We start from the raw sequence: 23,731 nt of genomic DNA, 5'->3' as shown, positions 1-23,731 counted from the left end.
CGAGGGAACAACGGAAACTCCCCGGAAAAAATGAAGTACGGACCAAAAAGGCTGTCCATCCACACGGAGGAAACGTCCGATGAATACATCGGTTAATCAACAAGGAAGAACAGCGGCCGAACAGGCCGATCGGACGCGCTGGATTCAGTTAGTAGTTGGCGTCATCTGTATGGTCGCCACCGCCAACATCCAGTACGCGTGGACCTTGTTCGTCCCTGAAATTCAGGCGACCTATGGATGGACCCGCGCGTCGATCCAGGCCGCTTTCACGATCTTCGTCGTCGTCCAGACCTGGCTTACGCCGATCGAGGGCTACTTCATCGACAAATACGGCCCCCGCGTCATGGTCGCCATCGGCGGCGTGCTGACCGGTCTGGCCTGGGTCATCAACTCCTACGCCACGGACCTGACGGGCTTCTACATCGGCGCTGCCGTCGGCGGCATGGGTGTCGGCTGCGTCTATTCGACCTGCATCAACAACGCGCTGAAGTGGTTCCCGCATCGCCGCGGCCTTGCGGTCGGCCTGACCGCCGGCGGTTACGGCGCCGGCTCGGCACTGACCATCCTGCCGATCGCCAACATGATCGCGACGACCGGTTTCCAGAGCGCCTTCTTCTTCTTCGGTATCCTCCAGGGCACCATCATCTTCGCGGTGGCTTGGTTCCTGCGCTCGCCCCAGAAGGAAGAAGTCCGTCATTCGACCAAGGTCTCCCAGTCTCGCCGTGACTATACTCTGGGCGAGGCCCTGCGGACCCCGGTCTTCTGGACCATGATGGCGATGTTCATCCTGACGGTCACCGGCGGCCTGATGGCGGTGGCCCAGCTCGGCCTGATCGCCCACGACCTCGGCGTCAAGGAATTCCCGGTCAACCTCTACTTCTTCACGATGGCGGCCCTGCCCTTCGCCCTGATGCTGGACCGCGTCATGAATGGTCTGTCCCGTCCGCTCTTCGGCTGGATCTCCGACCACATCGGCCGCGAGAAGACCATGTTCATCGCCTTCACGATGGAAGGTGTCGGCATCGTCGCCCTCGGCTACTTCGGCCACAATCCCTACGCCTTCCTGATCCTCTCCGGTGTCGTGTTCCTGGCCTGGGGTGAAGTCTACAGCCTCTTCAGCGCCACGGCCGGAGACGCCTTCGGCACCAAGCACGTCGGCAAGATCTACGGCGTCCTGTACTGCGCCAAGGGCTTCGCCGCCCTCCTGGTCCCCGTCGGCAACCTGCTGATGGAAGCCACCGGAACGTGGTCGACCGTCCTCTACACCGTCGCCGCGATGGACCTCCTGTCCGCGACCTGCGCCCTTGTCGTCCTGCGGCCGATGCTGGCCAAGCACCACGCCCGCAACGCCGAGGAAATGCGGATCGCCGATCTGGCCCAGAACCAGCAGATCCGCCCGGCGACCACCTGATCTCCCCCTGAAGCACCCGACGTACCCGTCAGGGACTTCTAAACTCAAGCCGCTGCCGAAAGGCAGCGGCTTTTTTCTTGTGAGCTCTTATAGCAAGGGCCAAAGGCATTGACCTGGGAGGACGAGGTTTGTTGGGCCACGGCCCAACCTACAGGCTCCTGCTTCGTAGGTTAGGCCGTGGCCCAACATTTCCGGAGCGCCGGTCAAACTTTTCGCCTCCTGTTACTACACCCCGACCGCCGCCTTGATCCGCCTCCGCGTCAGCGGCAGTTCGTGCAGGCGGACGCCGGCCGCGTCGGCGATGGCGTTGGCGATGGCGCCCGCCGTCGGTCCCTGGGCTGCCTCCCCGGTGCCGAGATACGGCTTGCCGGGCCGGTCGATCACATGGACCTCGACGCTGTCGGGGATGTGGTCGAAGCGGAGGATGGGATAGGCGCTCCAGTCCCGGCTGGTGATCCGGGTGCGGTCGAACGTCACCTGCTCCATCAGCGTCCAGCTCGACGACTGGACGATGCCGCCCTCCGTCTGGTTGCGGATGCCGTCCGGATTGACCGCCTGTCCGCTGTCGATGGCGGCGACCGCGCGGACCAGCCGGGCGGCTCCCGTCTCCCGCTCGACCGCCACCTCCACGGCGACCGCGCAATAGGCCGCATAGTTCTTGTAGCGGCCGAAGCCGAAGCCCTTGCCGTGCCCCGCCGGAAGACGGGCGGAGGACCAGCCGAACTTCTCGGCGGCCATCGTGACGACGTCGCGGGCGCGGGGGTCTTCCAGGTGGCGCAGGCGGAAATCGACCGGGTCGGTGTCCGCTGCTGCGGCCATCTCGTCCATGAAGCTCTCCAGCGCGAAGACGTTCATGAAGGCGCCCAGCCCCCGGAGCGCCGAAGTCCTGACCGGCATATCCGGGATGTAGCGGTGGACGATCCGGACGTTGGGGATGGCATAGAGCGGGATGGCGTTGCGGTCGCCGCCGCCGGCCGGCTGCGGGATCGGCTTCGGCGGGTCCGGCTTGAACGGTTCGGCCAGATGCCACGCCGGCATCAGGGCACCCGCCCCGCCGGGGCGGGTCGAATGCGGGGCGCTCCAGACCTCGTACTGGTAGTCGACGATCCGGCCCTGGGCATCGACGCCGCCGCGCGCCTTCGACACCATGGCGGAACCGAACGGCTCCCAGCAGTGCTCGTCCTCCCGCATCCACTGGACCCGCACTGGCCGGCCGGGGAAAGCGCGGGCGATCAGCGCCGCGTCGGCCCCGGCGTCGTCGGCGCCGTTGTGGCCGTAGCAGCCGGACCCCTCCGTGTGGATGCAATGGACCTGCGCCTCGTCCATCCGCAGCATCTCGGCGATGGCGGAGCGTAGCGGGAACATGCCCTGGCCGTGGGACCACACCGTCATCGCGCCGTCGCGGAACAACCCGATCGCGCAGGACGGGCCGATCGAACCGTGGATCTGGAAGCCGCGATGGAATTCCGCGTCCAGCCGGTGGACGGCGCCGCCGACGGCGGCCGGGTCGTCGCGCCGGTCCTGGATCACCCGCTCGTCGGATTGCAGCGTCTGGATGTCGCGGAACAGCGTGCCCTGGTCGGGCAGTGTTTCATGTTCGTCCCACTTTACCGCTTGCGCCAGCACCCGCATGGCGTTGATCGCCTGCCATTCCCGCTCCGCCACGACGGCCAGATAGTTGCCGTCGCGGAACGTGCCAACCACGCCCGGCATCCGTTCGGCGACAGCGGTATCGACCTCGCGGATGCCGGCGCCATAGCTGGGCGGGCGGACGACGCGCGCATGGACCATATTGGAAAGCCGCATGTCTTGGACATAGGCGGCGCCGCCCGTAACCTTGGCGGGGATATCGACGCGCGGCAGGTCGCGTCCGATCACGCTGTAGGAAGCAGGGTCCTTCAGGACCGTTCCGGCTTGGGCGCGGACGCCTTCCAGCTCGCCGCCGGCCACCAGCTCGCCATAGCCGAGGCTTCGGCCGTCCGGGGCCGCGACGGCTCCCTGCGCCAGCTTCAAGTTGTCCGCCGGTACGCCGAAGCTTTTCGCCGCCAGATCGCGGAGGATAGCGGCTACCCGCGCTGAGGCGTGCAGGATGGCGGTGCCGCTTTCCTGCATCGACTGGCTGCCGGCGGTGTAGCTTTCGTTCGGCGTCCGGCCGGTATCGGCCGTAACCAGGGTGATCGCCATGGGATCGACGGCCAGTTCCTCCGCCGCGACCTGAAGCAGGGCGGTCCGGATGCCCTGCCCCAGCTCCGCCTTGCCGGTGAAGACGGTGATCCCACCGTCGGCGTCGATCCTGATCCAGGATTCTAGCAGCGGGTTGCTGTTCAGCGCCTTGGGCATGCCCGGCGGCGTCCCGCCGTCGCCCTCCTGCGGGGCCTGGGCCAGCAGGCGTCCGGGGAACAGCGTGAAGCCCACGACGAGCGCGCCGCCGCCGAGGAAGCCCCGGCGCGATAGAACCGGTCCGTTCATCGCCGGTCCTCCCCGTTGCTGGTGGTAGCACCCGCATCGGCGGTCTGCATGAACCCTGCCGCGCGGCGGACCGCCTTCATGATCCGCATATGGGTGCCGCAGCGGCACAGGTTCGGCTTCAGGGCGTCCCGGATTTCGGCGTCGGACGGCGAGGGCGTGCGCTCCAGCAGCGCCTGGGCGCTGATCATGAAGCCGGGGATGCAGTAGCCGCACTGTGCCGCCTGCTCCTCCATGAAGGCGCGCTGGACCGGTCCGGGATCGTCGACCGTGCCGAGACCTTCGACCGTGCGGATGGCGCGGCCCTCCAGGACGACGATCGGCGTGACGCAGGACACGACGGGAGCGCCGTCCACCAGCACCATGCAGGAACCGCACTGCCCCAGGCCGCAGCCGAACTTGGCCGCGTTCATCTCCAGGTCGTCGCGCAGCACGTAGAGCAGCGGCGTTGCCGGGTCGGCATCGACCTGATGGTCCCGGCCGTTGACGGACAGGGTAATCATCATTCCCCCTTCGCTATTCTGGTGCTGGAGCCGCCGGCAGAACCGGTTTCGGAGCGGATGCGGGCGACATGCCCCTCGATATCAGTCCAGGCGGGCTGGCCGCTGAACCGGGTACGCAGATACGCCGTCAGTTCCGCGAACTGCTTGTCGGTCAGGATGTGGGCGAAGCCCGGCATCAGCGGGGCGGCCGCCGCGTCGGGCGTCATGACGCCGCCCATGATGGCCTGGATCACGTTGCGCGGGTCCGGCTGGGCGATCGATGTCGCCTTGGCCAGATCGACCGGTGCCGCGAACTGAAGGGGACCACCCGGCTCGTGGCAGGTGGCGCAGGCCCCGGCATAGACCGTCGCGGCGCCGTTGCCGGCCGGCACGGCTCCGGCGGGAGGTGCTGGCCGCCGCTCGCCCATGCCGTCGGCGATATAGGTCGCCATCGCCCTGATGTCCTCGTCCGGTACGGACGACAGGTTGCGGATCACGGGAGCCATCGGACCGGCGGCCAGGGCATGGTCCTCGCTGACGCCTTTCCGTAGATAGGCGTAGAGGCTGTCCTGGTCCCACGGGACGGGAGCGGTCGAGGCTTCGTTCAAGGCCGGCGCGTGCCAGCCCTCGGACTCGCCGCCGGCGAACTTGCGGTCGGTCTCGCGCGCACCCAGCAGGTTGCGCGGCGTGTGGCAGGCGCCGCAGTGGGCGACGCCCTCGGCCAGATAGGCGCCCCGGTTCCACTCCGCCGAACGCGCCGGATCGTCCTTGAACGCGCCCTGATCAAGGAACAGCAGCTTCCATCCCGCCAGCAGCGGGCGGAACTGGAGCGGCCAGGGCAGCTCGTTGGCCGGCGCTTCGGCCCGCACCGGCTCCCGCGTCATCAGGTAAGCGTAGAGCGCGCGGTTGTCGTCCGCCGAGATGCGGGTGAAGTGGTCGTAGGGGAAGCCGGGATAGAGGTGATGGCCCTCACGGTCCACCCCCTCCCCCATCGAGCGGGCGAAGGCTTCCTCCGACCACGTGCCGATGCCGGTTTCCGGATCGGGCGTGATGTTGGTGCCATAGATCGTGCCGAACGGCGTCTTCAGTGGATAACCGCCGGCGAACGGCTTGCCGCCGGCGGCAGTGTGGCACTGGGCGCAGTAGCCGAGCGAGGCGAGCTTCGCGCCCTGCGCTATCCGTTCAGGCGGAAACGCGGAGCGCTCGGGCGGTTTTATCGGATCGAGTTCGGACCGCCACGCCAATGCTGCGAACCCGCCTGCACCGACGACCGCAAGCAGCAGCAATCCACCCAGGATACGCGTCGTCCGCAAATGACATCTCCCTCCGGTTTTGCGGCGTGACCGGAAGAAGCTGTTTCAATGCTCGAGAGGCCGCCGCGGGGTTTCTGTTTGGAACTATCCTGTTCCAACAAGTCTCCGCCCGCGACGGTTCCCGTCTTTATCCAGCCAAATCAGGCCGCTTCGCGCAAGCCGACGGTCGGCAGGTCGAACGGCATATCCGCCGCGATCTTCTCGGAGACCACCTGCGCGGTCGCGGCTGACAGCGTCCATCCCAGATGGCCGTGGCCGGTGTTGTAGAAGACACCCGCACGGCGGCCGGCTCCCACGCGCGGCATCATGTCCGGCATCATCGGGCGCAGGCCGCTCCACGGCACGACCTTGCCGGTATCGACCATCGGGAAGAGCTGGCGGGTCCAGTCGACCAGCGGCTGGATGCGGTCGGCCCGGATGTCGCGGTTCTCGCCGTTGAACTCCGCCGTGCCGGCGATCCGGAGGCGGTCGCCGCCCAGGCGGCTGGTGACGATCTTGGCCTTGTCGTCCAGCAGGCTGACCCAGGGGGCCGCGTCGCGGCTGGCTTCGTCGTCCAGATGGACGGTGATCGAGTAGCCCTTGACCGGGTAGATGTTGACCCGGTCGCCGACCATGGCGGCGAACTTGCGGCTGGCGACGCCGGCGCAGATCACGATGCCGTCGACGACCAGTTCGTCGTGGGAAGCCGTCGCGTCGCCGTTGGTCCAGACGACCTTGATCTCCCGGCCCAGATGGTCGAGCCGCTCGACCGTGGCGTCATGGACGAAGCGGACGCCGCGCCGGATGCAGGCCTTCGCCAGCCCACGGGTGAACTTGTGGATGTCGCCGGTGGCGTCCGACGGCGTGAAGAACCCGCCGTGGAAGTCGCCGGTCAGGGCCGGCTCGATCGCGCGGATTTCTTCCGCCGTCACGGCGCGGCGGTCGAGCCCGCCTTCCGTCAGCATGTCGTTGACTTGCGCTGCGTGGTCGAAGCTCTTGCGGTCGCGGTAGAAGTGCAGGATGCCGCGCGTTTCCAGGTCGAAGTCGATGCCTTCGCGCTCCGCCATGTCGAACAGGTGCTTGCGCGCCTCGATGGCGAGCCGCGTGGTCGCGATGGTGTTGGAGCGGTACTTGGGAATGTTGCCGACGAACTCGGCCATCCAGGAATACTTGTGCCAGTTGGGCGACGGGTTCATCAGCAGCGGCGCATCGCGCTTCAGCATCCAGGTGATGCCCTTGACGACCGTGGACCAGTGGTTCCAGACCTCGGCGTTGCTGGCGGAAAGCTGGCCGCCATTGGCGAAGGAAGTTTCCATCGCGGCGTAACGCTGCCGGTCGAACACGGTGACGGCATAGCCTTTTTCGGCCAGCGCGTAGGCGGTGGTGACGCCCGTGATGCCGGCGCCGATGACTGCGATATGGGGGGTCGTGTTACGCATGGGATCTGTTCTCCGGAGCGCGTGAGGATGACAGGGGCCGGGTGCGAGTACCCGGTCCGGTTTTCCCCATCTGTCTCTGTACCTGAGAGCTTGCCCCGAGGCTCCTTAGAGCGTCGAGCTTCCCCTTCGGTGGGCGTCGTCATGCCTGATGATTTGGCATGGCCGCCTCTCTCCAGATCGTCCGGCTGGTGCGGTCCCTGGTGCCTGAGAGTTTCCTGGGGGGTTGCTCCGTCGGCGCCGACGCCGGTTTGAACCGCGTCGAACTCTCCCGCATGGCCTTAGTGGACTGAGTTATTTATTCACATCGCCATTAAGGCGTCAACCAAAAAACCGAAGTATTTCATGGGCCGGTCGAAATCGAAGCGCCGGCCGGCCCACGAAATTTAAGACTTATTCGGCCGCTACAAGATGTCCGTTAGTTTCCTGCCGGAAATATTCGCGGGTCAACTTGACGATCACCGGCGACAGCAGCAGCAGGCTCAGCAGGTTCGGGATCGCCATGAAGGCGTTCAAGGTATCGGCGATCAGCCAGATCAGGTCGAGCTGGGCGACGGAGCCGACGAACACCGCGAGCGTCCACAGCACCCGGTACGGCTTCTCCGACTTGGTCCCGATCAGGAACTCCCAGCACTTCTCGCCGTAGTACGACCATCCCAGGATAGTGGTCATGGCGAAGACGGCAAGCTCGATCGACAGCAGATACTGGCCGATGCCGGGCATGGCGGCCTCGAAGGCCGACGACGACAGCACCGCTCCCGATTCACCGCTGTTCCACACCCCGGAAACGATGATCGCGAGGCCGGTCATGGTGCAGACGATGATGGTGTCGATGAAGGTGCCCATCATGCCGACCAGGGCCGACCGGACCGGGCTGCGGGTCATGCCGGCTGCCTGGGCGATGCCGGCGGTGCCGAGACCCGCTTCGTTGGAGAAGATGCCTCGGGCGACACCGTAGCGCATGGCCGCCCAGACGGCTGCCCCGGCGAAACCGCCGCTGGCCGCGACCGGCGTGAAGGCGTGGGTAAAGACCAGCGAGAAGGCTTCCGGAATGCGCTCGGAGAACATGAACAGGACGAACAGGGCGCACAGCACGTAGCTGATGCACATCAGCGGGACGAGCGATTCCGCGACCTTGCCGATCCGCTTGATGCCGCCCAGGATGACGGCGCCGGTTACGACCGTCAGGACGATCCCGGTGATCCAGACGGGGATGCCGAAGGTATTCTCGGCAACCCCGGCGATGGCGTTGGCCTGCACCATGTTGCCGATGCCGAAGCCCGCCACGCCGGCGGTCAGGGCGAAGGCGACGCCCAGCCAGCGCCAGTTCGGTCCCAGGCCGTTCTTGATCGCGTACATCGGGCCGCCGACATGCTCGCCGTTTTCATCGACTTCGCGGTAATGCACGGCCAGCAAGACTTCGGCGTATTTGGTCGCCATGCCGACAAGGGCGGTACACCACATCCAGAACAGCGCGCCCGGCCCGCCAAGGGCGATGGCCGTGGCGACGCCCGCGATGTTGCCGGTGCCGACCGTGGCGGCCAGCGCCGTCATCAGCGCCGCGAAGGGGCTGATCTCGCCGTCTTCGGCCGAGCCGGACTTGCGGCCCTGCCACACCAGTTTGATACCGTAGCCGATCTTGGCGATCGGCATCATCTTGAGGCGGATTTGCAGGAAAAGGCCGGTGCCCAGGATCAGGACCAGCATGGGCACGCCCCAAACGATGCCGTTCAAGGCATTGAGGCCTTGGCTAAAAGCTTCCACGTTTCCTCCGGTTAACTTTTATCTTCAATTCGATGAAGTTAAGGCCGGAGGCAGTGGAAAGGACCAATGGTCCGCCACGGCCTCCGACCTTGGTTAACCGTCAGTTAAGCAAGGCTCGTGCCAGCAGCGAAAACCTTGCCGTCACAGCGGCTTGCGGAAAAGCCGGGACGGCACGGTGCGTACACATAAATTTACACCAAGCCGGTCTGGCTTGGTGTTCATCACGAAAGATAGTTTCCGAGCAAGGGTTTGCCCGCAGTGTACATCGACGGGTACGGTGTACCTGGTTGTTTACGGCACTGCCGGCCTCAAGACCTTTGCTTCATGTGGGAACGGGGATTATGGCCGTATTCCTCCTCGAAGCGCCGGCGGCGCATCTGCGAGACCAGGGAGCGGACCAGATAGCCCGCGATAAACCCCAGCAGTATTCCCAAAAGCAAAGTGTCCATCGGTCCCCTGACTGGCCCGTTCGCGTATCGACGACCGATGGATAATATTTGCTTCAATTAGCGGGATACAAGCAGCCGCTTGGACGATGGCCGAAAGAAGCGGCCCCAAAAGAAATAGCCATCGGGCGGCAAGCGGCAGGGTCAGGCTGCGCTGTCGAGCGGCTGCAACCCGGCCGTGATCGCCGCGAAGGCCATCCTGAACCGCGCATCGGCGGCCTCCCGCGGGTCGAAGGTGACATGCAGCGCCTCCCTGTCCGCGTCCAGTACGGTAAACCCGATGCGGACCCCCTGCTTCTCCAGGATCAGGACGCCCGGCATGCCGGTCCTGACACCCCCGATGCCGGCGATCATGGCGCCGCCTTCCGACAGGTCCTCCAGCTTGGCGGTCCGGCGCTCGGTGCCGAACTCGACCGAGCACCGTTCGTCGACCCGGTAACGGACCATGCGCCGGCGGTTGGCCTCGACCGTCGATGTGCGGACCACGCGGACCAGGACGCGGCGCAGTTCCTCGATGCTGACGGCGACTTCCCCGGAGTTTGTCTTGACTTGGCCGGCCTGGATTCCGGTCTGCAACACTTCACTGGAAACCTCGGAGATCCGGTTGGAAACTTCCTGCGCGGCTTCCGTCGTCTCGCTGACGTTGCGGCTGATCTCTTGGGTCGCGGCGGCCTGTTCCTCCATCGCGGCGGCGATGGCACCGGAAACTCGGTCGATCTCGCCGATGGTCAGGCCGATCTCCTCGACGGCGGTGACGGCGCTCGCGGTGACGGACTGGATCTCGCCGATCTGGCGCGTGATCTCCTCGGTCGAGCGCGCCGTCTGGTTGGCCAGGTTCTTGACTTCCTGCGCCACGACGGCGAAGCCCTTGCCGGCGTCTCCCGCCCGCGCCGCCTCGATCGTCGCATTCAGCGCCAGGAGGTTGGTCTGTCCCGCGATGGCGTTGATCAGCTTGACCACTTCGTCGATCTTGCCGACCGCCTGGGACAGCGAACCGATGGTCGCCTGGGTGCGTTCGCCGCTCTCCACGGCGCGGCGCGTCACGGCGCCGGAATGGGCGACCTGGGCCGTGATCTCCCGGATCGACGCCGCCAATTCCTCCGTCGCGGACGCTACGGTCTGGGCATTGAGAAGCGCCTGGGTAGCGGCCGCCGCCACGCTGCGGGAGTTTTCCCCGACCCGTTCGGCGGAGGTCGCCATGCCGACGGCATCGCGCGCCATCCCGTTGGTGTGGACCGCAACCTTTTCCACGGCGGCCCGGGCTTCCTGCTCGACCGTTTCGGCCATCGCCCGGAGCGCCTTGGTCCTGTTCTCCTGCTCGGCTTCGGCGTATGTCTCCAGCAGCAGTTCCAGGTCTAGCCACGCCAGTTTGTTCAGAGCCGTGCGCAGTGCCAGTTTCCGGGCGGTGTCGGCTGCTCCGAACAGGGAACCCAGGCCCTTGCCGCCGGTGTCCACCCCCATTTCCTCGATTATGCCGTTGATGACGGTGCTGTGGCAGATGGCGACCGCATAGCCGGGAACGCCGTTGTCGTAGAAGGTCCGGGCCAGCCGTTTCGCGGAGTCCATGAAGTCGCCGTCGATCCTTCCGGAAACGGCTCTTACCCAGTGTTCCACCCGCACGGCATGGACGGCGGGGTTGGCCAGCGCCGCCTGGATCTCGGGCCAGGCGGAAAAGCGCGAGTGCCACTTCTCGAGCAGTGCCGGCAGGCGTGTTTCCGCGAAGGACTTCTGCTGACGAACCAGGTCGACTTCCGCATCGCTCAACTGAAACACGGCAAGCCGTCTGGAATGGTGGTCCAATTCGGGCGGATTGTTCGAACTGTCATGTATTCCCATAATTCACCCATGGATAATGTAAGGTGAGACTTTTCATGACAGTCGATATCGTATTTAGAATAAACGACTTGTTAAGTTATTACCTAATTTCTACAGATCATATGCTTGAAACTTATATCATATTTTGATATATTAAGGATTTTACAGTTCCTATAACTAAAAACATATTGGATGGCATCGATCCGCCGTCGATGCCGCCCCAAAACAGGGAACACATTTCCCATGTCACATCCCGTGCCGCCGTTTCGTCATCGGGGAGAAGGCAATCCCGCCTTCTTCCAGGATGGTGAAAAGACATGTCCCTACGTCTCGATGCAAGTAAAGCCGCTCCCGAATCCCTGCGCCCCATGATGGCGCTAGAAGCCTCGATCAAGGCGTCCGGCCTTGAGCACAGCCTGATCGAACTTGTGAAGACGCGCGCTTCGCAGATCAACGGCTGCGCCTATTGCATCCACATGCACACGGCGGATGCCCGCGCCGCCGGGGAAACGGAGGAGCGCCTGTACATGCTGAGCGCCTGGTGGGAATCGTCGCTCTACACCGCGCGGGAGCGGGCGGCGCTGCTCTGGACCGACGCCTTGACCCTGGTCGCGGAGACCCGGGCGCCCGACACTGCCTATGAAGGTCTGAAGGGTCACTTCACCGACGCGGAAATCGTCAAGCTGACGCTGCTGATCACGACGATCAACGCCTGGAACCGGATCGCCATCGGGTTTAGGATGGAGCACCCCAAATCCACCTCGAAGGCTGCGTGATGACCGGATCGGAGCGGCAAGGCGCGACGGAGCGGCAGGGCGCGACGGAGCGGCAAGGCGCGACGGAGGCCGTGGTGGTTCCGGCGGCGGACCCGTTCGAGGAGCGGCGGCCGTCGCTGCTCCGGCTCGGATATCGGATGCTCGGCTCGGTCGCCGAGGCAGAGGACGTGGTACAGGAAGCATGGCTGCGCTGGAACGCCGCCGACCGGCGCACGGTCGGCAACCCGCATGCTTTCCTCACCACCGTCGTCACCCGTCTCTGTCTCGACCACCTGAAGTCGGCGCGTGCCCGGCGCGAGACCTATGTCGGCGCCTGGCTGCCCGAACCCCTGATCGAAGCCGGCCCGTTCACCGATCCCGGTCTCGACGGCTTCGGGGGCGGAGACGGCGTTGCCGACGACCTGTCGGTGGCGCTGATGCTGACGCTGGAACGGCTGTCGCCGCTGGAACGCGCGGCCTTCCTGCTTCACGACGTCTTCGACCTGGACTTCGACGCGGTGGCCAAGGTGCTGGGCCGGACCAACGTGGCCTGCCGCCGGCTCGCGGCGCGGGCGCGTACCCATGTGAGGGCGTCGCCGCCGCGCTACAACGCCTCGACCGTAGCGGGAGAGGCGCTGGCGCACGCTTTCGCCGTCGCATCGCGCAGCGGCGATGTCGCGACTCTCCAGGCCCTGCTGACGGAGGACGTCGTCATGATGTCGGATGGCGGCGGCAAGCGGCCGGCGGCGATCAATCCTCTCTACGGGTCGGACAAGGTGGCGCGTTTCTTCGCGGGGCTGGTCCACAAGTTCGGCTTCGGTCCGGTCCAGCCCTTGCAGATCGTCCGCATCAACGGTTTGCCCGGTTTCGTCTCGGTCGAGAACGGCGGGGTCCTTCAGACGACCGCCCTGGAGATACGCGACGGCCGGATCGCCGGCATCTATATCGTCCGCAACCCCGACAAGCTCGCGCATGTCGGCGGTCCGGCGGCCGCCGACGGCTGACGGGACGGGTTCAGGCCGTCTGTTCAGGCCGTTTGGGGAAAGCGCAGGTTTGCCCAGGTCAGGGCGGAGGTCGCGTCCCTGGCGAAGGCGTCCGCGCCGATCCGGCGCCACAGGTCGGGGCAGCAGTTGAACGGATAGCCGCCGACCATGATCTTCGTGCCGTCGCAATGCGGGTTCGACCGTATCGCGCCGATCAGGGCGGACGCCTTGGGCAGGTTGGGTGCGATCGTGACGGAGAGCGCCAGCACATCCGGCCGTTCGAGTTCCACCAGCGACACGATCTCCTTCACGGGGATGCTGGCGCCGAGATAGACGGCGTCCCAGCCGTTCATCGTGAACACGTCGCAGACCATCCTGATGCCGATTTCATGAAGCTCGCCGTCGATGCAGGTGGCGATCAGACGCTGGCCGCCGCTCGGTCCCCGCATCAGGTAGGGGTAGAGCTGCGACATGATCGTCTTGGTCGCCGCGGTGAAATAGTGTTCCTGCGGGATCGTCACCCTGTTCATCTGCCACAGCCGGCCGACCTCGCGAAGAGACGGCTGAAGCACGTTCATGTACAGGTTGGATATGGGAATGCCGGCATCGGCGGCATTGAAGATCAGGTCGGTGGCGCCCGGCTGGTCCTGGGCCAGCAGCCGGCTCAGGTAGTCCTCGGCCATGGTGCCGAACGGGTTGTCTTCGGTCAGCCGGCTGGCGGGAACGTCCTCCATGCCGTCGAGCAGCCGCAGCGAGTCGTCCAGGTATTCGGCCTGGATGAAGTCGCCGCGCTCGATGAAGATCTCCTGCAAGGTCTCCAGCGTGCCGGTCAGGTCGTCCACGTCGATCTCGAAGCAGATGAAGATCGACCTGAGCCAAGTGACGTAGTCCCGGAAAAGCTCCATGCTGCCGGTCGAGACGGCGGCCTCCAGGTAGACCAGGGTATACAGCATGTCCTCGACGCATCGCTGGCGGCCCTTGTCGCCGTAGCGCGCGGCGATGCTGGGCTGCCGCAGCCAGTAGCGCAGCACGGCCCGTTCCGCGAAGGCGCGCCGCTGCTGATCGGAATTGGCGTCGAAGATAAGGCCCATGATCTTCCTTGGCGCGGAAATGCATGCCGTTCAAGGATGATATGGCCCCGCACCCCTTGTGCGTAAACGCATTTTCGAGGCATTGGGGATTAAAGCTATTGACGCGCGCCGCCGTCCGGGTTGGCCTTATCGGCTCAGGCATCAACGGACAGGGCTTGCGTCATGACCGAACCCGATCAATCGCGCTTCGCCGAACCGGATCACTCGCGCTTCGCCGCCGGGGCCGCCTATATCGACGGCCGCTACATGCCGGTCGCGGAAGCGGCGATCCCCCTGACCGACTGGGGCTACCGCCGGTCGGACGTGACCTATGACGTCGTGGGCGTATGGGACGGCGCGTTCTTCAGGCTGGACGACCACATCAGGCGGTTCCGCGCTTCCATGGACGGGCTTCACATGAAGCCGGCCGAGAGCGACGACGAGATCAAGGCCGTCCTGCACAAGATCGTCCGCCTGTCCGGACTGCGCGCGGCCTATGTCGCGATGGACTGCTTGCGCGGCGTTCCCGCTCCGGGCAAGCCGCGCCACCCCGCCTATGCCCGCAACTACATCGCCGCCTTCGCGGTGCCGTGGGTGTCGGTCGCCAGCCCGGAGATGTGCGAGCGCGGGCTTCACCTGATGATCGCCGATACGCTGCGCATCCCGCCGGAATCGGTCGAGCCGCGATACAAGAACTTCCACTGGGGCGACCTGACGCGCGGCCAGTTCGAGGCGATGGACAAGGGCGCCGACTTCGCGATCCTGCTGGACGCCCAGGGCAACGTCACCGAAGGCGCCGGCTTCAACGTCTTCAGCATCACCGACGGCGTCGTCGCGACCCCGGACCGGGGCGCGCTGGACGGCATCACGCGGCTGTCGATGATCGAGTTGTGCGAGGAACTGGGCATCCCGTGCGAGGTGCGGCCCGTCCCGGCGGCGGAACTGCGCGACGCCGACGAGATCTTCACCTGCACGACGGCCGGCGGCGTGATGCCGGCATCGCGCATCGACGGCCGGATCATGGGCAATGACCGGCCCGGTCCCATCTCGATGCGGCTGCGCGACGCCTTCTGGGCCAAGCGGGCGGAAGGCTGGCACGCGACGCCGGTGGATTACGAGGGGAAGGATTAGGGCGGCGCTCCACGCGACCAGGAACCGGCGTCCAGCGGCAAGTCGTCGTGCGGATCGAAGACCGAAACCGCTGCGGGCGACGCGACCTTCCAGAGGACGATGTTGACGCCGCCGGGGCGTACGGCCGAGCGGAAGAGGAGTCCCTGGCCGCCGGACTCGATCAGCCGGTCGGCCAGCGCCCAGGTCGGCGGCTCGCGTTTCTCGATGCGGAGCCGGTAACGCCAGTCGCAACCGAGATCGGCAGGCGTGATGCCGAGATCGGGAAGCGGCGGCTCCCGGGTGGCGTCCACGATCCTGCCGGCTTCGACGGTATAGCCGGCGACCAGTCCCGGCCTGGGAATGCTGCCGATCTGCTGGTACTCGGCCCATGCCGTCTCGATATCGGCAGACAGGTAAAGCGCTTCCTGGCCGATGCGGTTGAACCGCCCGCCGGTGAGAGCGGCGCCAGCGCCGCTGAGCGGCCGGTGCGCCCAGCGCGGCGTGAGAACCCGGATGAATGTCCCGGTCAGCGGTGTTCCGATCGGCGGCCTTCCGGTCAAGAATACGTGCCGTGACGCAGATCGTCCAGATAGGCGACCACGGCGTCCGCGTGCCCCTTGGCGACCAGTTCGGCGGGCGTCTGGAAGCGATAGGCTTCGATCGGCTGGTGCCTGTACCACAGCAGCGCGCGGTTCAGGTCGCCGGCAACTTCCGTGGCGCTTTCCAGAAGCCGGACCACTGCGCCGACCGCGTTCTGTACCTTGGGACTGCGCGGATTGCGAGCCACCGTGTTGCGGTCGACACCGGCAAGGGCCGCAAGGTCCTGGACCTGCATTCCGGTGAGGTTTAGAAACCGGCGCGGATCGAGGTATCGGCCCTCCGGCTCCGCGACAGCCTGAACTACGGGACCAAGCAACCCTTGGCCTATAGCCGCCTTCTCCATGACCCTATCCTCGCATCAAGATCGCACGACTTAGTATGGTCCTGCTATCTTGATGCGGCAAGCGTCATTCTCTCCCACGCTCGCCGAGATACGGAACGACTTCCGGTCTACTGCTTCCGAACCTTGTCGATCTCGGCGTAAAGCTCCGTCACCAGTTCCTCGCCGATCTCCTTGCGGAACTTCTCGATCACCGGACCGGCCTTTTCGCGCAGCTTGGCGATCTCCTCCGGCGGGAGTTCGTTGATCGTCATGCCGGACTTCGCGATCTCGTCCAGCGCCTTTTCCGCCTGCTCGCGCGCGACCTGACGCTGGTAGACCGTCGCTTCCGTCGCGGCTTCCTGAAGGATCTTGCGCTCGTCCTCCGACAGCTTGTCCCACAGCTTCTTGCTCGCGATGACCGCCTGCGGCGTATACATGTGGTTGGTCAGGCTGAGGTATTTGGAGACCTCGTTGAACTTGCCGTCCATGATGTTCAGCAGCGGGTTGGTCATGCCGTCGACGGCGCCGGTCTCCAGGGCGGTATAGGTTTCCGTGAAGGGCATCGGGACCGCGTTGGCGCCGACGGCGTTCATGAACTCGACGTAGATCGGCGTCGGGATGACGCGCATCTTCAGGCCCTGGAGGTCTTCGGCCTTGGTGATCGGGCGCTTGTTGCCGTGCATCTCGCGGAAACCCAGGTCCCAGTACGCCAAACCGACCAGCCCCTTTTCCGGTAGCTTGTCCAGCAGCTTGCGTCCGACCGGACCGTCCAGCACGGCATCGGCTTCCGCCGCCGTGTTGAACATGTAGGGGAAGTCGAGGACGGCCATCTCCTTGACGTTGCCGGCCAGCAGGCTGGCGTTCATGACGGTCAGGTCGACGGTGCCGCCCTGCATGGCGGAAACGGTCTGGAGGTCAGCACCCAGCACGCCGCCGGGAAACGGCTTGACGGTGATCTTGCCGCCGCTCTTCTCCGACACCAGATCGGCGAACTTCTGGACGCCCAGGACTTGCGGATGCCCCTTGTTGCTGGCGGACGGGAACTTCAGGGTCCGCTTCTGGATGTCGGCGGCACCGGCGGCGCCGGCCAGCAGCATGATGCCGGGAACCAGGAGACCGGCAAGGATCTTGGATGAAAGTGTTTTCAAGGCGTTTCCTCCTTCGCTGTCCGCTTCTTTGGGAGCGGCATGGTTGACTATACAACTCGTTCTGTTGAGCGGAGAATGCGCAGGCGGGCCGTTAACGTCAAATACCAAGATATCGGTCCGGATGAACATGATGTTAACTTGCGGGCTTGACGACCGCCGTCATTTCGGCCCGCAGCAGGGCGATGAAGCTTTCGGCGAAGCTCGACAGCCCGCGTTCCGCCTTGACCGCGACATAGGTGTCGAAGGCGGTCGGTTCGTCGATGTCGAGCAGGCGGATGCCGGGTACCGCGTCGTGGGCCACGGTGAACTGGTCGATCACCGCGATCCCCAGTCCAGCGCCGACCAGCCGGCAGACCGTCGTGCCGAAACGGGCGCGGATCGGCATGGTATAGGACAGGCCGCGCCGCTCGAAGATATCGGCCATGATGCGGCCATAGGGGTCGTTGGGATCGATGCCGATCAGCGGGTAGCGCGCGATATCTTCGGCGGAAACGGACCCGCGCTCCGCCAGCGGGTGATCGGGCGGCGTGATGCAGAGCAGCTTGCCGCGCGCCAGCGCGATGCAGTCCAGCGAGGGGTGATCGACCTTGTAGCTCATCGCGACGATCTCCCCCTTTTCCAGCAGGAGGTAGTCCAGCGCTTCCTCGATCTTCAGGATATCGACATCGATCAGCAGGCCGGGATGCTTGGCTACGATTCGCTCGATCGCCCGCGGGACCATCATGTTGGCGATGCTGGGGACCGACGCGATCTTCAGCTCCGATCCGTGGCCGCTCTCAAGCCGCTTCACCGTGAACTGAAGGTCCTCGACCTTCTTGTAGACGGCGTTGATCTGGCTGAAGACGTCGCTGGCCTCGCCGGCCGGCACGTAGCGGCCGTGGCGCCGGTCGAACAACCGTATGCCCAGCGACTTCTCCGTGTACTTCATCAGGCGGCTGATGCCGGGCGCCGACACGTTGAGCAGCTTCGCCGCTCCGTTGATCGTGCCGGCGACCATGACGGCCCGGATCACCTCGATTTGCCGTAAGGTCAGCATCCTCCATGGATCGCAGGTCGCTCCGGTTTGATCAAGGGAGATCAGGGCCGCCGGCGGGTCACCCTATCCACAAGATAGACGATGGACCGGTACGGAACGCCGGAATGGTCCGACAGGCCGATCTCGCAGGTCCGGTTCGACGAGTAGCCGCCTTCGCAGCCGGCAGGCACCGCATCGGGCAGGCGCCGGAGCGCGTGGTCGTTCAGCTCCGGGGTCGAGAAGCCCTTGTCGCCCGCGAAGCCGCAGCAGCCGACGCCTTCCGGCACGACGACCGTCTCGGCGCACGCCCTTGCGAGGCCGACGATCTTGTCGCCGAGGCCCAGGCGCTGGGCCGAGCAGTTGACGTGGACCAGCACCGGTTCGGCCTGCTTCGCGACTACTTCCAGCCGGGGCATCGCGTGGTCGTGCAGGAACTCGATGCTGTCCAGCACGGTCACCCGTCCCGCCAGCATCTTCTTCAGGCGCAGCGTGCAGGCGGACGCATCCATGACGACCGGGATGCGCCCGTAGTCGTCGACGGCGATCACCGCCGCTGCCAGCTCCGCCGTCTTGGCGTCGGCCTCCCGGTCCAATCCCTTGCTCTCGAACGCCTGTCCGCAGCACAGGCCGGCAAGGCCGTCCGGGAAGATCGGGCGATAGCCGGCCTTGACCATCAGCGACACCAGGCGATCCGGCACCGCATCGGTTTCGGGTGCTCCGGGCGACGCGCCGAAGGTCCGGTTGGCGCAACTCGGCAGGTAGATGACGGGCGTGCCGGAGGCATCGCCCTGCCCCGCCGCCGGCAGGCTCGCCGGACCCGGCAGCGCCGGTCCGATCTTCGGCAGTCGCCCGCTCGAAATGCGCCGGCCGTAGTCGGCCAGACGGCGCGTCGCCGCCGGTCCCAGCGTCCGGTTGGACAACGCCACCGCGCCTAAGCCGAAGCGGGCGGCGGCCAGCGCGCCGCCGAAGTGGCGGCCAGCGATCCCGGCGATCCGGTGGCCCAGCGTCGATTGCCGGCGTCCCCGCAGCGCCTTGGTCAGCAGTCCCGTTTCGATCCCGACCGGACAGGCGGTGGCGCAGAGGCCGCAGGCGGCGCAGGTCTCCAGCCCCTGGTAATCGTAGAGGGTGCGGAGGCCGGCTTCCCGCTCCGGATCGGTCCCGGTGTCGGACAGGTGCGAGATCTCGCGCCAGCCGACGATGCGCTGGCGCGGCGTCAGCGTCAGTCCCGCCGAGGGGCACATGCGCTCGCAGAAGCCGCATTCGATGCAGGTATCGACCAGCGGGTCGGCCTTGGGCAGCGGCTTCAGGTCCTTCAGATGGGCCTGGGGGTCGTCGCAGATGATGACGCCGGGGTTCAGGATGCCGTCCGGGTCGAGCAGGTCCTTGATCGACCGCATCAGCCGGTAGGCGTCGCGCCCCCACTCCATCTCCACGAAAGGGGCCATGTTGCGGCCGGTGCCGTGCTCCGCCTTCAGCGAACCGTCGTATTTGTCCACCACCAGCTTGCAGACGTCGTCCATGAAGGCGGCGTAGCGCTCGACCTCGGCATCGATGGCGAAGTCCTGGGTGAAGACGAAGTGCAGGTTGCCGTCCAGGGCGTGGCCGAAGATGATCGCCTCATGGTAGCCGTGCTTCTCGAACAGCGTCTGGAGGTCCAGCGTGGCGGCGGCCAGATCGGCGATCCGGAAGGCGACGTCCTCGATGATGACGGTGGTCCCGGCGCGGCGGACCGCGCCGACGGCGGGGAACAGGCCCTTGCGGATCTTCCACAGCTTGCCGAACTCGTCCGGATCGGACGTGAAGGCGGCGGGCGCCAGCGTCTCGACGCCGCCGAGCACGGCGGATACCTGGGATATCCGGGCGTTCAACTCCGCCGCGTCCTCGCCCCGGACTTCCACCAGCAGTGCCGTGACGCCGTCGCCCAGGCCCCGGATCGCCGCCGGCATGCCCGGCTTGTCCTCGACCGAGCGGAGCGCCGGCCGGTCCATCAGCTCGACCGCGGCGACCGGGGTCGCCTTCAGCAGCGCCACCGCGCGGCAGGCTTCCCCGATATCGGGAAACAGCAGCAGGGCGCTGGCCTTGTGGGCGTGCTCGGGCACGGTGCGGTAGGTGATCTCGGCGATGAAGCCCAGCGTGCCTTCCGACCCGATCATCAGGTGCTGGAGGATCTCCAGCGGGTCTTCGAAGTCGACCAGGGCGTTGATGCTGTAGCCGGTGGTGTTCTTGATCGCGAACTTGTCGCGGATGCGCCGCGCCAGCGTTTCATCGGCCCGGGTCGCCCGGCCAAGCTCGTCCAGCTTGCCGAGCAGGTCGCGGTGGCTGGTCCGGAAGCGGGCGACGCTGTCGGCGTCTCCGGTATCGACCAGCGTCCCGTCGGCCAGCAGCAGGCGCATGGAAACCAGCGTCTTGTAGCTGTTGTCGGACGTGCCGCAGCACATGCCGGACGAGTTGTTGGCGGCGATGCCGCCGATCTTGGCGCTGTCGATGGAAGCCGGGTCGGGACCGATCTTGCGGGCATGGCTTGCCAGCCGCCGGTTGGCGTCGGCGCCCAGCACGCCCGGCTGAAGCCGGACCAGCGCACCGGCCTTCTCGACGGTGACCCGGTCCCACTTCTCGCCCAGCATCATCAGCACGCTGTCGCTGACCGCCTGGCCGGACAGGCTGGTGCCGGCGGCGCGGAAGGTGACGGGCAACCCGTCGCGGCGGCAGGCGGCCAGCACGGCCAGCACCTCCGCCTCGCTCTCGACCTTGACGACGACCTGGGGGATCAGCCGGTAGAAGCTGGCATCCGTTCCGTAGGCCAGCAGCCTCAAGGGATCGCGGACGACGCGATCGGAACCGAAGAGGCCGGTGAATTCCCGGATGGCGCCGGCATAGGCGCCGGACCCGCGTACCACCGTATCGGATGACGTTCCATCAGGCATGCCGCGACACCCTTGTAGCTGTCGGACGGATGATTCCGGCCGCGTGTTTCCTCACCGTGCGGTCCTTCGATGGAGACCGCTGCCGCAAGGGGGTACGACAAGTTGACCCGTTTAGTAAAGCGGCAAAATTAGTTTGCCAAATTCCCGTTGGTGTGGCGCAGGGTCATTTCGGCTTACCGGTGACCAGTTTCGCGCCCTGCTGGCGGCGAAGTGCGACTTCTAGCCGCGCATCCGCCCGTTGCGCCTCCCGCAGCGCTTCCATGGTCGACGCGAGGTGGGCGTCGGCCGTCGCGCGCGCCGCTTCCGGGTTGCCGGCGGCGATGGCGTGATAGATCGCCTGATGCTGGCGTAGAAAGCTGTCCCGCACGCCCCGGCGCTGATACAGGCTGGTCCGCTCGTAGAAGACATCCTCGCTCATCATCCTGATGAACTGCTGCATGATCCGGATCAGCACCTCGTTGTGAGACGCCTCGTAGATCGCGAGGTGGAAGGCGGCGTCGGCCGCCGCTTCCTGCGACGGGTCGTCGAGCCCGTGAGCCTCCTCCATCTGGCGCAGGCAGGCGCCCAGCTTCTCGATATCAGCGGGCGTACCCCGCTCCGCCGCGAAGGCCGCCGCCGGTCCCGCCATCATCCGGCGGAACTCCAGATAGTCGAAGGCGGTCTCGGGATGGCACTGGAGCAGCCGGGCGAGCGGGTCGGCCTTGGCTGCGTTTTCTTCAGTATCTTCGGGGTCTTCGGGCGCTGTGTTCATGCCGCGACGATACCGGACCCGGGCACCTGCCTTCAACACCTGCGACAATTGCGACACCTCCTGAGATGCATTTTTCGATTTACAAGATCACGGCATTTAAATTATCCACCCTACAGATTGTCGGTCTAATAAGTTTACCAAAGCCGGCGACGTGGAAATAAAAATCATCGAATGGCCGTCGAGCGCCTGATCGGGCGCCGCCGCGGCAATCCGGAGTGGAAACGATATGCAGCCCTGGATGCAGGTTTACGACCCCGCAGGCAATCTGTGGGTGTCCGCGCTCGTCGCGGCGCTTCCCATCATCTTCTTTTTCGTGGCGCTGGCGGTCCTCCGCATGAAAGGCCACATCGCGGCGACGATCACCGTCGCCATCGCCCTGGCGGTCGCGATCGTTTTCTACGAGATGCCGGTGGGTCAGGCGCTGGCTGCCGCCGGCTACGGATTCGTCTACGGCCTATGGCCGATCGCCTGGATCATCCTGACCGCCGTGTTCCTGTACAAGGTCACGGTCAAGACCGGCCAGTTCGACATCATCCGCGCCTCGGTCGTCTCGATCACGGAAGACCAGCGCCTCCAGATGCTGCTGGTCGGCTTCTCGTTCGGCGCGTTCCTGGAAGGCGCCGCCGGCTTCGGAGCACCCGTCGCGATCACCGCCGCCCTGCTGGTCGGCCTCGGCTTCAACCCGCTCTACGCCGCCGGCCTGTGCCTGATCGCCAACACCGCCCCGGTCGCCTTCGGCGCCATGGGTATCCCGATGATCGTCGCGGGGCAGGTGACGGGTCTCGAAGCCTTCAAGATCGGCCAGATGGCCGGCCGCCAGCTGCCGCTGCTGGCGCTGTTCGTCCCGTTCTGGATCGTCTTCATCATGGACGGGGTCCGCGGCGTCAAGGAGACATGGCCGGCCGTGTTCGTGGCAGGCTTCACCTTCGCCATCGGCGTCTTCTTCACATCCAACTTCATCGGGCCTGAGCTGCCGGACATCACCTCGGCGCTGCTCAGCCTGGTCAGCCTTACCCTGTTCCTGAAGGTCTGGAAGCCCAAGCGCATCTTCCGCTTCGACAACGAAGCCAGCAACGCCAAGCCGGCCGCGGTCGACTATACCCGCGCCCAGGTTATCAAGGCATGGTCGCCCTTCGTCGTGCTGACCGCCGTCGTCACCGTCTGGAGCCTCGCTCCCTTCAAGGCGATGTTCGCCAAGGCAGGGTCGCTCGCCTCGACCGTCTTCTACTTCCCGATCCAGGGCCTCGACAAGCTGGTGACCAAGGTCGCCCCGATCGTGTCCTCGCCGAAGCCCTATGACGCCGTCTACAAGCTCGACCTCGTCGCCGCCACCGGCACCGCGATCCTGATCACCGCGATCATCTCCATCGTCTTCCTGAAGATGAAGCCGGCTACGGCGGTCGCCACCTTCGGCGAAACGCTGAAGGACCTCCGCCGCCCGATCTACTCGATCGGCATGGTGCTGTCCTTCGCCTTCATCGCCAACTATTCCGGCCTGTCCTCGACGCTGGCCCTTCTGCTGGCCGGCACCGGCAAGGCCTTCCCGTTCTTCTCTCCCGTGCTCGGCTGGCTGGGCGTATTCCTGACCGGGTCGGATACGTCGTCCAACGCCCTGTTCGGAGCGCTCCAGGCGACGACGGCGCAGCAGCTCGGCCTGTCCGACATCCTGATGGTGACCGCCAACACGACCGGCGGCGTCACCGGCAAGATGATCTCCCCCCAGTCGATCGCGGTCGCCTGCGCCGCCGTCGGCCTGGTCGGACGCGAAGCCGATCTGTTCCGCTTCACGCTCAAGCACAGCCTGTTCTTCGTGACGATCATCGGCGTGATCACCGTGCTCCAGGCCTACTACCTGACCTGGATGATCCCGTAAGCCCTGCGGGCCGCCCATGGAAAGACGAAGCGGCGGCAGGTCAGACCTGCCGCCGCTATTCCGTACGC

The 23,731-nt window shown here is 65.8% G+C and carries 19 protein-coding genes and 2 riboswitches; of the genes, 5 read left to right on the top strand and 14 right to left on the bottom strand.

Going from position 1 to position 23,731, the window contains the following annotated elements; translation table 11 throughout:
• Positions 1-79 precede the first annotated feature (79 nt).
• Positions 80-1,411, top strand: coding sequence for an oxalate/formate MFS antiporter (gene oxlT, locus N826_RS16455; protein ID WP_084720814.1), 1,332 nt, complete (start codon positions 80-82; stop codon positions 1,409-1,411).
• 225 nt (positions 1,412-1,636) lie between these two features.
• On the opposite strand, the gene N826_RS16450 is transcribed toward oxlT, so the two are convergent.
• The 7 genes from N826_RS16450 to N826_RS16425 all read right to left on the bottom strand — a co-directional run bounded on the left by N826_RS16450 (position 1,637) and on the right by N826_RS16425 (position 11,133).
• Positions 1,637-3,880, bottom strand: a complete 2,244-nt coding sequence (locus N826_RS16450) for a xanthine dehydrogenase family protein molybdopterin-binding subunit (RefSeq protein WP_044430584.1) — start codon at positions 3,878-3,880, stop codon at positions 1,637-1,639.
• A complete protein-coding gene (locus tag N826_RS43070; protein ID WP_044430583.1) occupies positions 3,877-4,383 on the bottom strand; it encodes a (2Fe-2S)-binding protein in 507 nt (168 codons plus the stop codon). The genes N826_RS16450 and N826_RS43070 overlap by 4 nt, the downstream gene beginning before the upstream one ends.
• Positions 4,380-5,672 (bottom strand): c-type cytochrome, encoded by a 1,293-nt coding sequence (locus N826_RS16440; protein WP_044430582.1) that lies wholly within the window; start codon positions 5,670-5,672, stop codon positions 4,380-4,382. The genes N826_RS43070 and N826_RS16440 overlap by 4 nt, the downstream gene beginning before the upstream one ends.
• 140 nt (positions 5,673-5,812) lie before the next feature.
• Positions 5,813-7,090, bottom strand: a complete 1,278-nt coding sequence (locus N826_RS16435; protein WP_044430581.1) for a D-amino acid dehydrogenase — start codon at positions 7,088-7,090, stop codon at positions 5,813-5,815.
• 60 nt (positions 7,091-7,150) lie between these two features.
• A riboswitch (glycine riboswitch) is annotated at positions 7,151-7,271 on the bottom strand.
• A riboswitch (glycine riboswitch) is annotated at positions 7,272-7,371 on the bottom strand.
• Positions 7,372-7,480: 109 nt separating this feature from the next.
• Positions 7,481-8,851 carry an alanine/glycine:cation symporter family protein gene (locus N826_RS16430; protein WP_044430580.1) on the bottom strand — a complete coding sequence of 457 codons (1,371 nt, stop codon included), beginning with the start codon at positions 8,849-8,851 and terminating at the stop codon, positions 7,481-7,483.
• 308 nt (positions 8,852-9,159) lie between these two features.
• Positions 9,160-9,300 (bottom strand): hypothetical protein, encoded by a 141-nt coding sequence (locus N826_RS44200; RefSeq protein WP_169789361.1) that lies wholly within the window; start codon positions 9,298-9,300, stop codon positions 9,160-9,162.
• Positions 9,301-9,441: 141 nt separating this feature from the next.
• A complete protein-coding gene (locus N826_RS16425) occupies positions 9,442-11,133 on the bottom strand; it encodes a globin-coupled sensor protein (RefSeq protein ID WP_052831424.1) in 1,692 nt (563 codons plus the stop codon).
• 296 nt (positions 11,134-11,429) lie between these two features.
• Here N826_RS16425 and N826_RS16420 point away from each other — a divergent pair, with 296 nt between their 5' ends.
• Positions 11,430-11,888 (top strand): carboxymuconolactone decarboxylase family protein, encoded by a 459-nt coding sequence (locus N826_RS16420; RefSeq protein ID WP_044430579.1) that lies wholly within the window; start codon positions 11,430-11,432, stop codon positions 11,886-11,888.
• A complete protein-coding gene (locus tag N826_RS16415; RefSeq protein ID WP_084720813.1) occupies positions 11,888-12,871 on the top strand; it encodes a sigma-70 family RNA polymerase sigma factor in 984 nt (327 codons plus the stop codon). Before N826_RS16420 ends, N826_RS16415 begins: the two co-directional genes overlap by 1 nt.
• Positions 12,872-12,894: 23 nt before the next feature.
• On the opposite strand, the gene N826_RS16410 is transcribed toward N826_RS16415, so the two are convergent.
• Positions 12,895-13,941: a cobalamin B12-binding domain-containing protein gene (locus N826_RS16410; protein ID WP_044430578.1), complete on the bottom strand. Its 1,047-nt coding sequence runs from the start codon at positions 13,939-13,941 to the stop codon at positions 12,895-12,897.
• A gap of 162 nt (positions 13,942-14,103) precedes the next feature.
• Between N826_RS16410 and N826_RS16405 the strand changes: the two genes are divergently transcribed.
• Positions 14,104-15,051, top strand: coding sequence for a branched-chain amino acid--2-keto-4-methylthiobutyrate aminotransferase (locus N826_RS16405; RefSeq protein ID WP_044430577.1), 948 nt, complete (start codon positions 14,104-14,106; stop codon positions 15,049-15,051).
• Here N826_RS16405 and N826_RS41720 read toward each other — a convergent pair.
• The 6 genes from N826_RS41720 to N826_RS16375 all read right to left on the bottom strand — a co-directional run bounded on the left by N826_RS41720 (position 15,048) and on the right by N826_RS16375 (position 21,790).
• On the bottom strand, positions 15,048-15,590 hold the full coding sequence (locus N826_RS41720; RefSeq protein ID WP_052831422.1) for an RES family NAD+ phosphorylase: 543 nt from the start codon (positions 15,588-15,590) through the stop codon (positions 15,048-15,050). The genes N826_RS16405 and N826_RS41720 overlap by 4 nt on opposite strands.
• On the bottom strand, positions 15,587-15,973 hold the full coding sequence (locus N826_RS43065; RefSeq protein ID WP_044430576.1) for an antitoxin Xre/MbcA/ParS toxin-binding domain-containing protein: 387 nt from the start codon (positions 15,971-15,973) through the stop codon (positions 15,587-15,589). The genes N826_RS41720 and N826_RS43065 overlap by 4 nt, the downstream gene beginning before the upstream one ends.
• Positions 15,974-16,080: 107 nt before the next feature.
• Positions 16,081-17,100 carry a TRAP transporter substrate-binding protein gene (locus N826_RS16390; RefSeq protein ID WP_244619621.1) on the bottom strand — a complete coding sequence of 340 codons (1,020 nt, stop codon included), beginning with the start codon at positions 17,098-17,100 and terminating at the stop codon, positions 16,081-16,083.
• A gap of 133 nt (positions 17,101-17,233) precedes the next feature.
• Complete coding sequence (locus N826_RS16385; RefSeq protein WP_044430574.1) at positions 17,234-18,136, bottom strand: LysR family transcriptional regulator; 903 nt, start codon at positions 18,134-18,136, stop codon at positions 17,234-17,236.
• 41 nt (positions 18,137-18,177) lie between these two features.
• Positions 18,178-21,039, bottom strand: a complete 2,862-nt coding sequence (locus N826_RS16380; RefSeq protein WP_084720811.1) for an FAD-binding and (Fe-S)-binding domain-containing protein — start codon at positions 21,037-21,039, stop codon at positions 18,178-18,180.
• 163 nt (positions 21,040-21,202) lie between these two features.
• Positions 21,203-21,790 (bottom strand): FCD domain-containing protein, encoded by a 588-nt coding sequence (locus tag N826_RS16375; protein ID WP_044430572.1) that lies wholly within the window; start codon positions 21,788-21,790, stop codon positions 21,203-21,205.
• Positions 21,791-22,016: 226 nt separating this feature from the next.
• Between N826_RS16375 and lldP the strand changes: the two genes are divergently transcribed.
• Positions 22,017-23,663 (top strand): L-lactate permease, encoded by a 1,647-nt coding sequence (gene lldP, locus N826_RS16370; protein ID WP_044430570.1) that lies wholly within the window; start codon positions 22,017-22,019, stop codon positions 23,661-23,663.
• Positions 23,664-23,731: the final 68 nt, after the last annotated feature.

Origin of the sequence: Skermanella aerolata KACC 11604 (assembly GCF_000936425.1) — a bacterium.
GTDB lineage: Bacteria > Pseudomonadota > Alphaproteobacteria > Azospirillales > Azospirillaceae > Skermanella > Skermanella aerolata.
The sequence above is the reverse complement of the archived record's forward strand: the minus strand, read 5'-3'. Positions and strand labels throughout refer to the sequence as shown.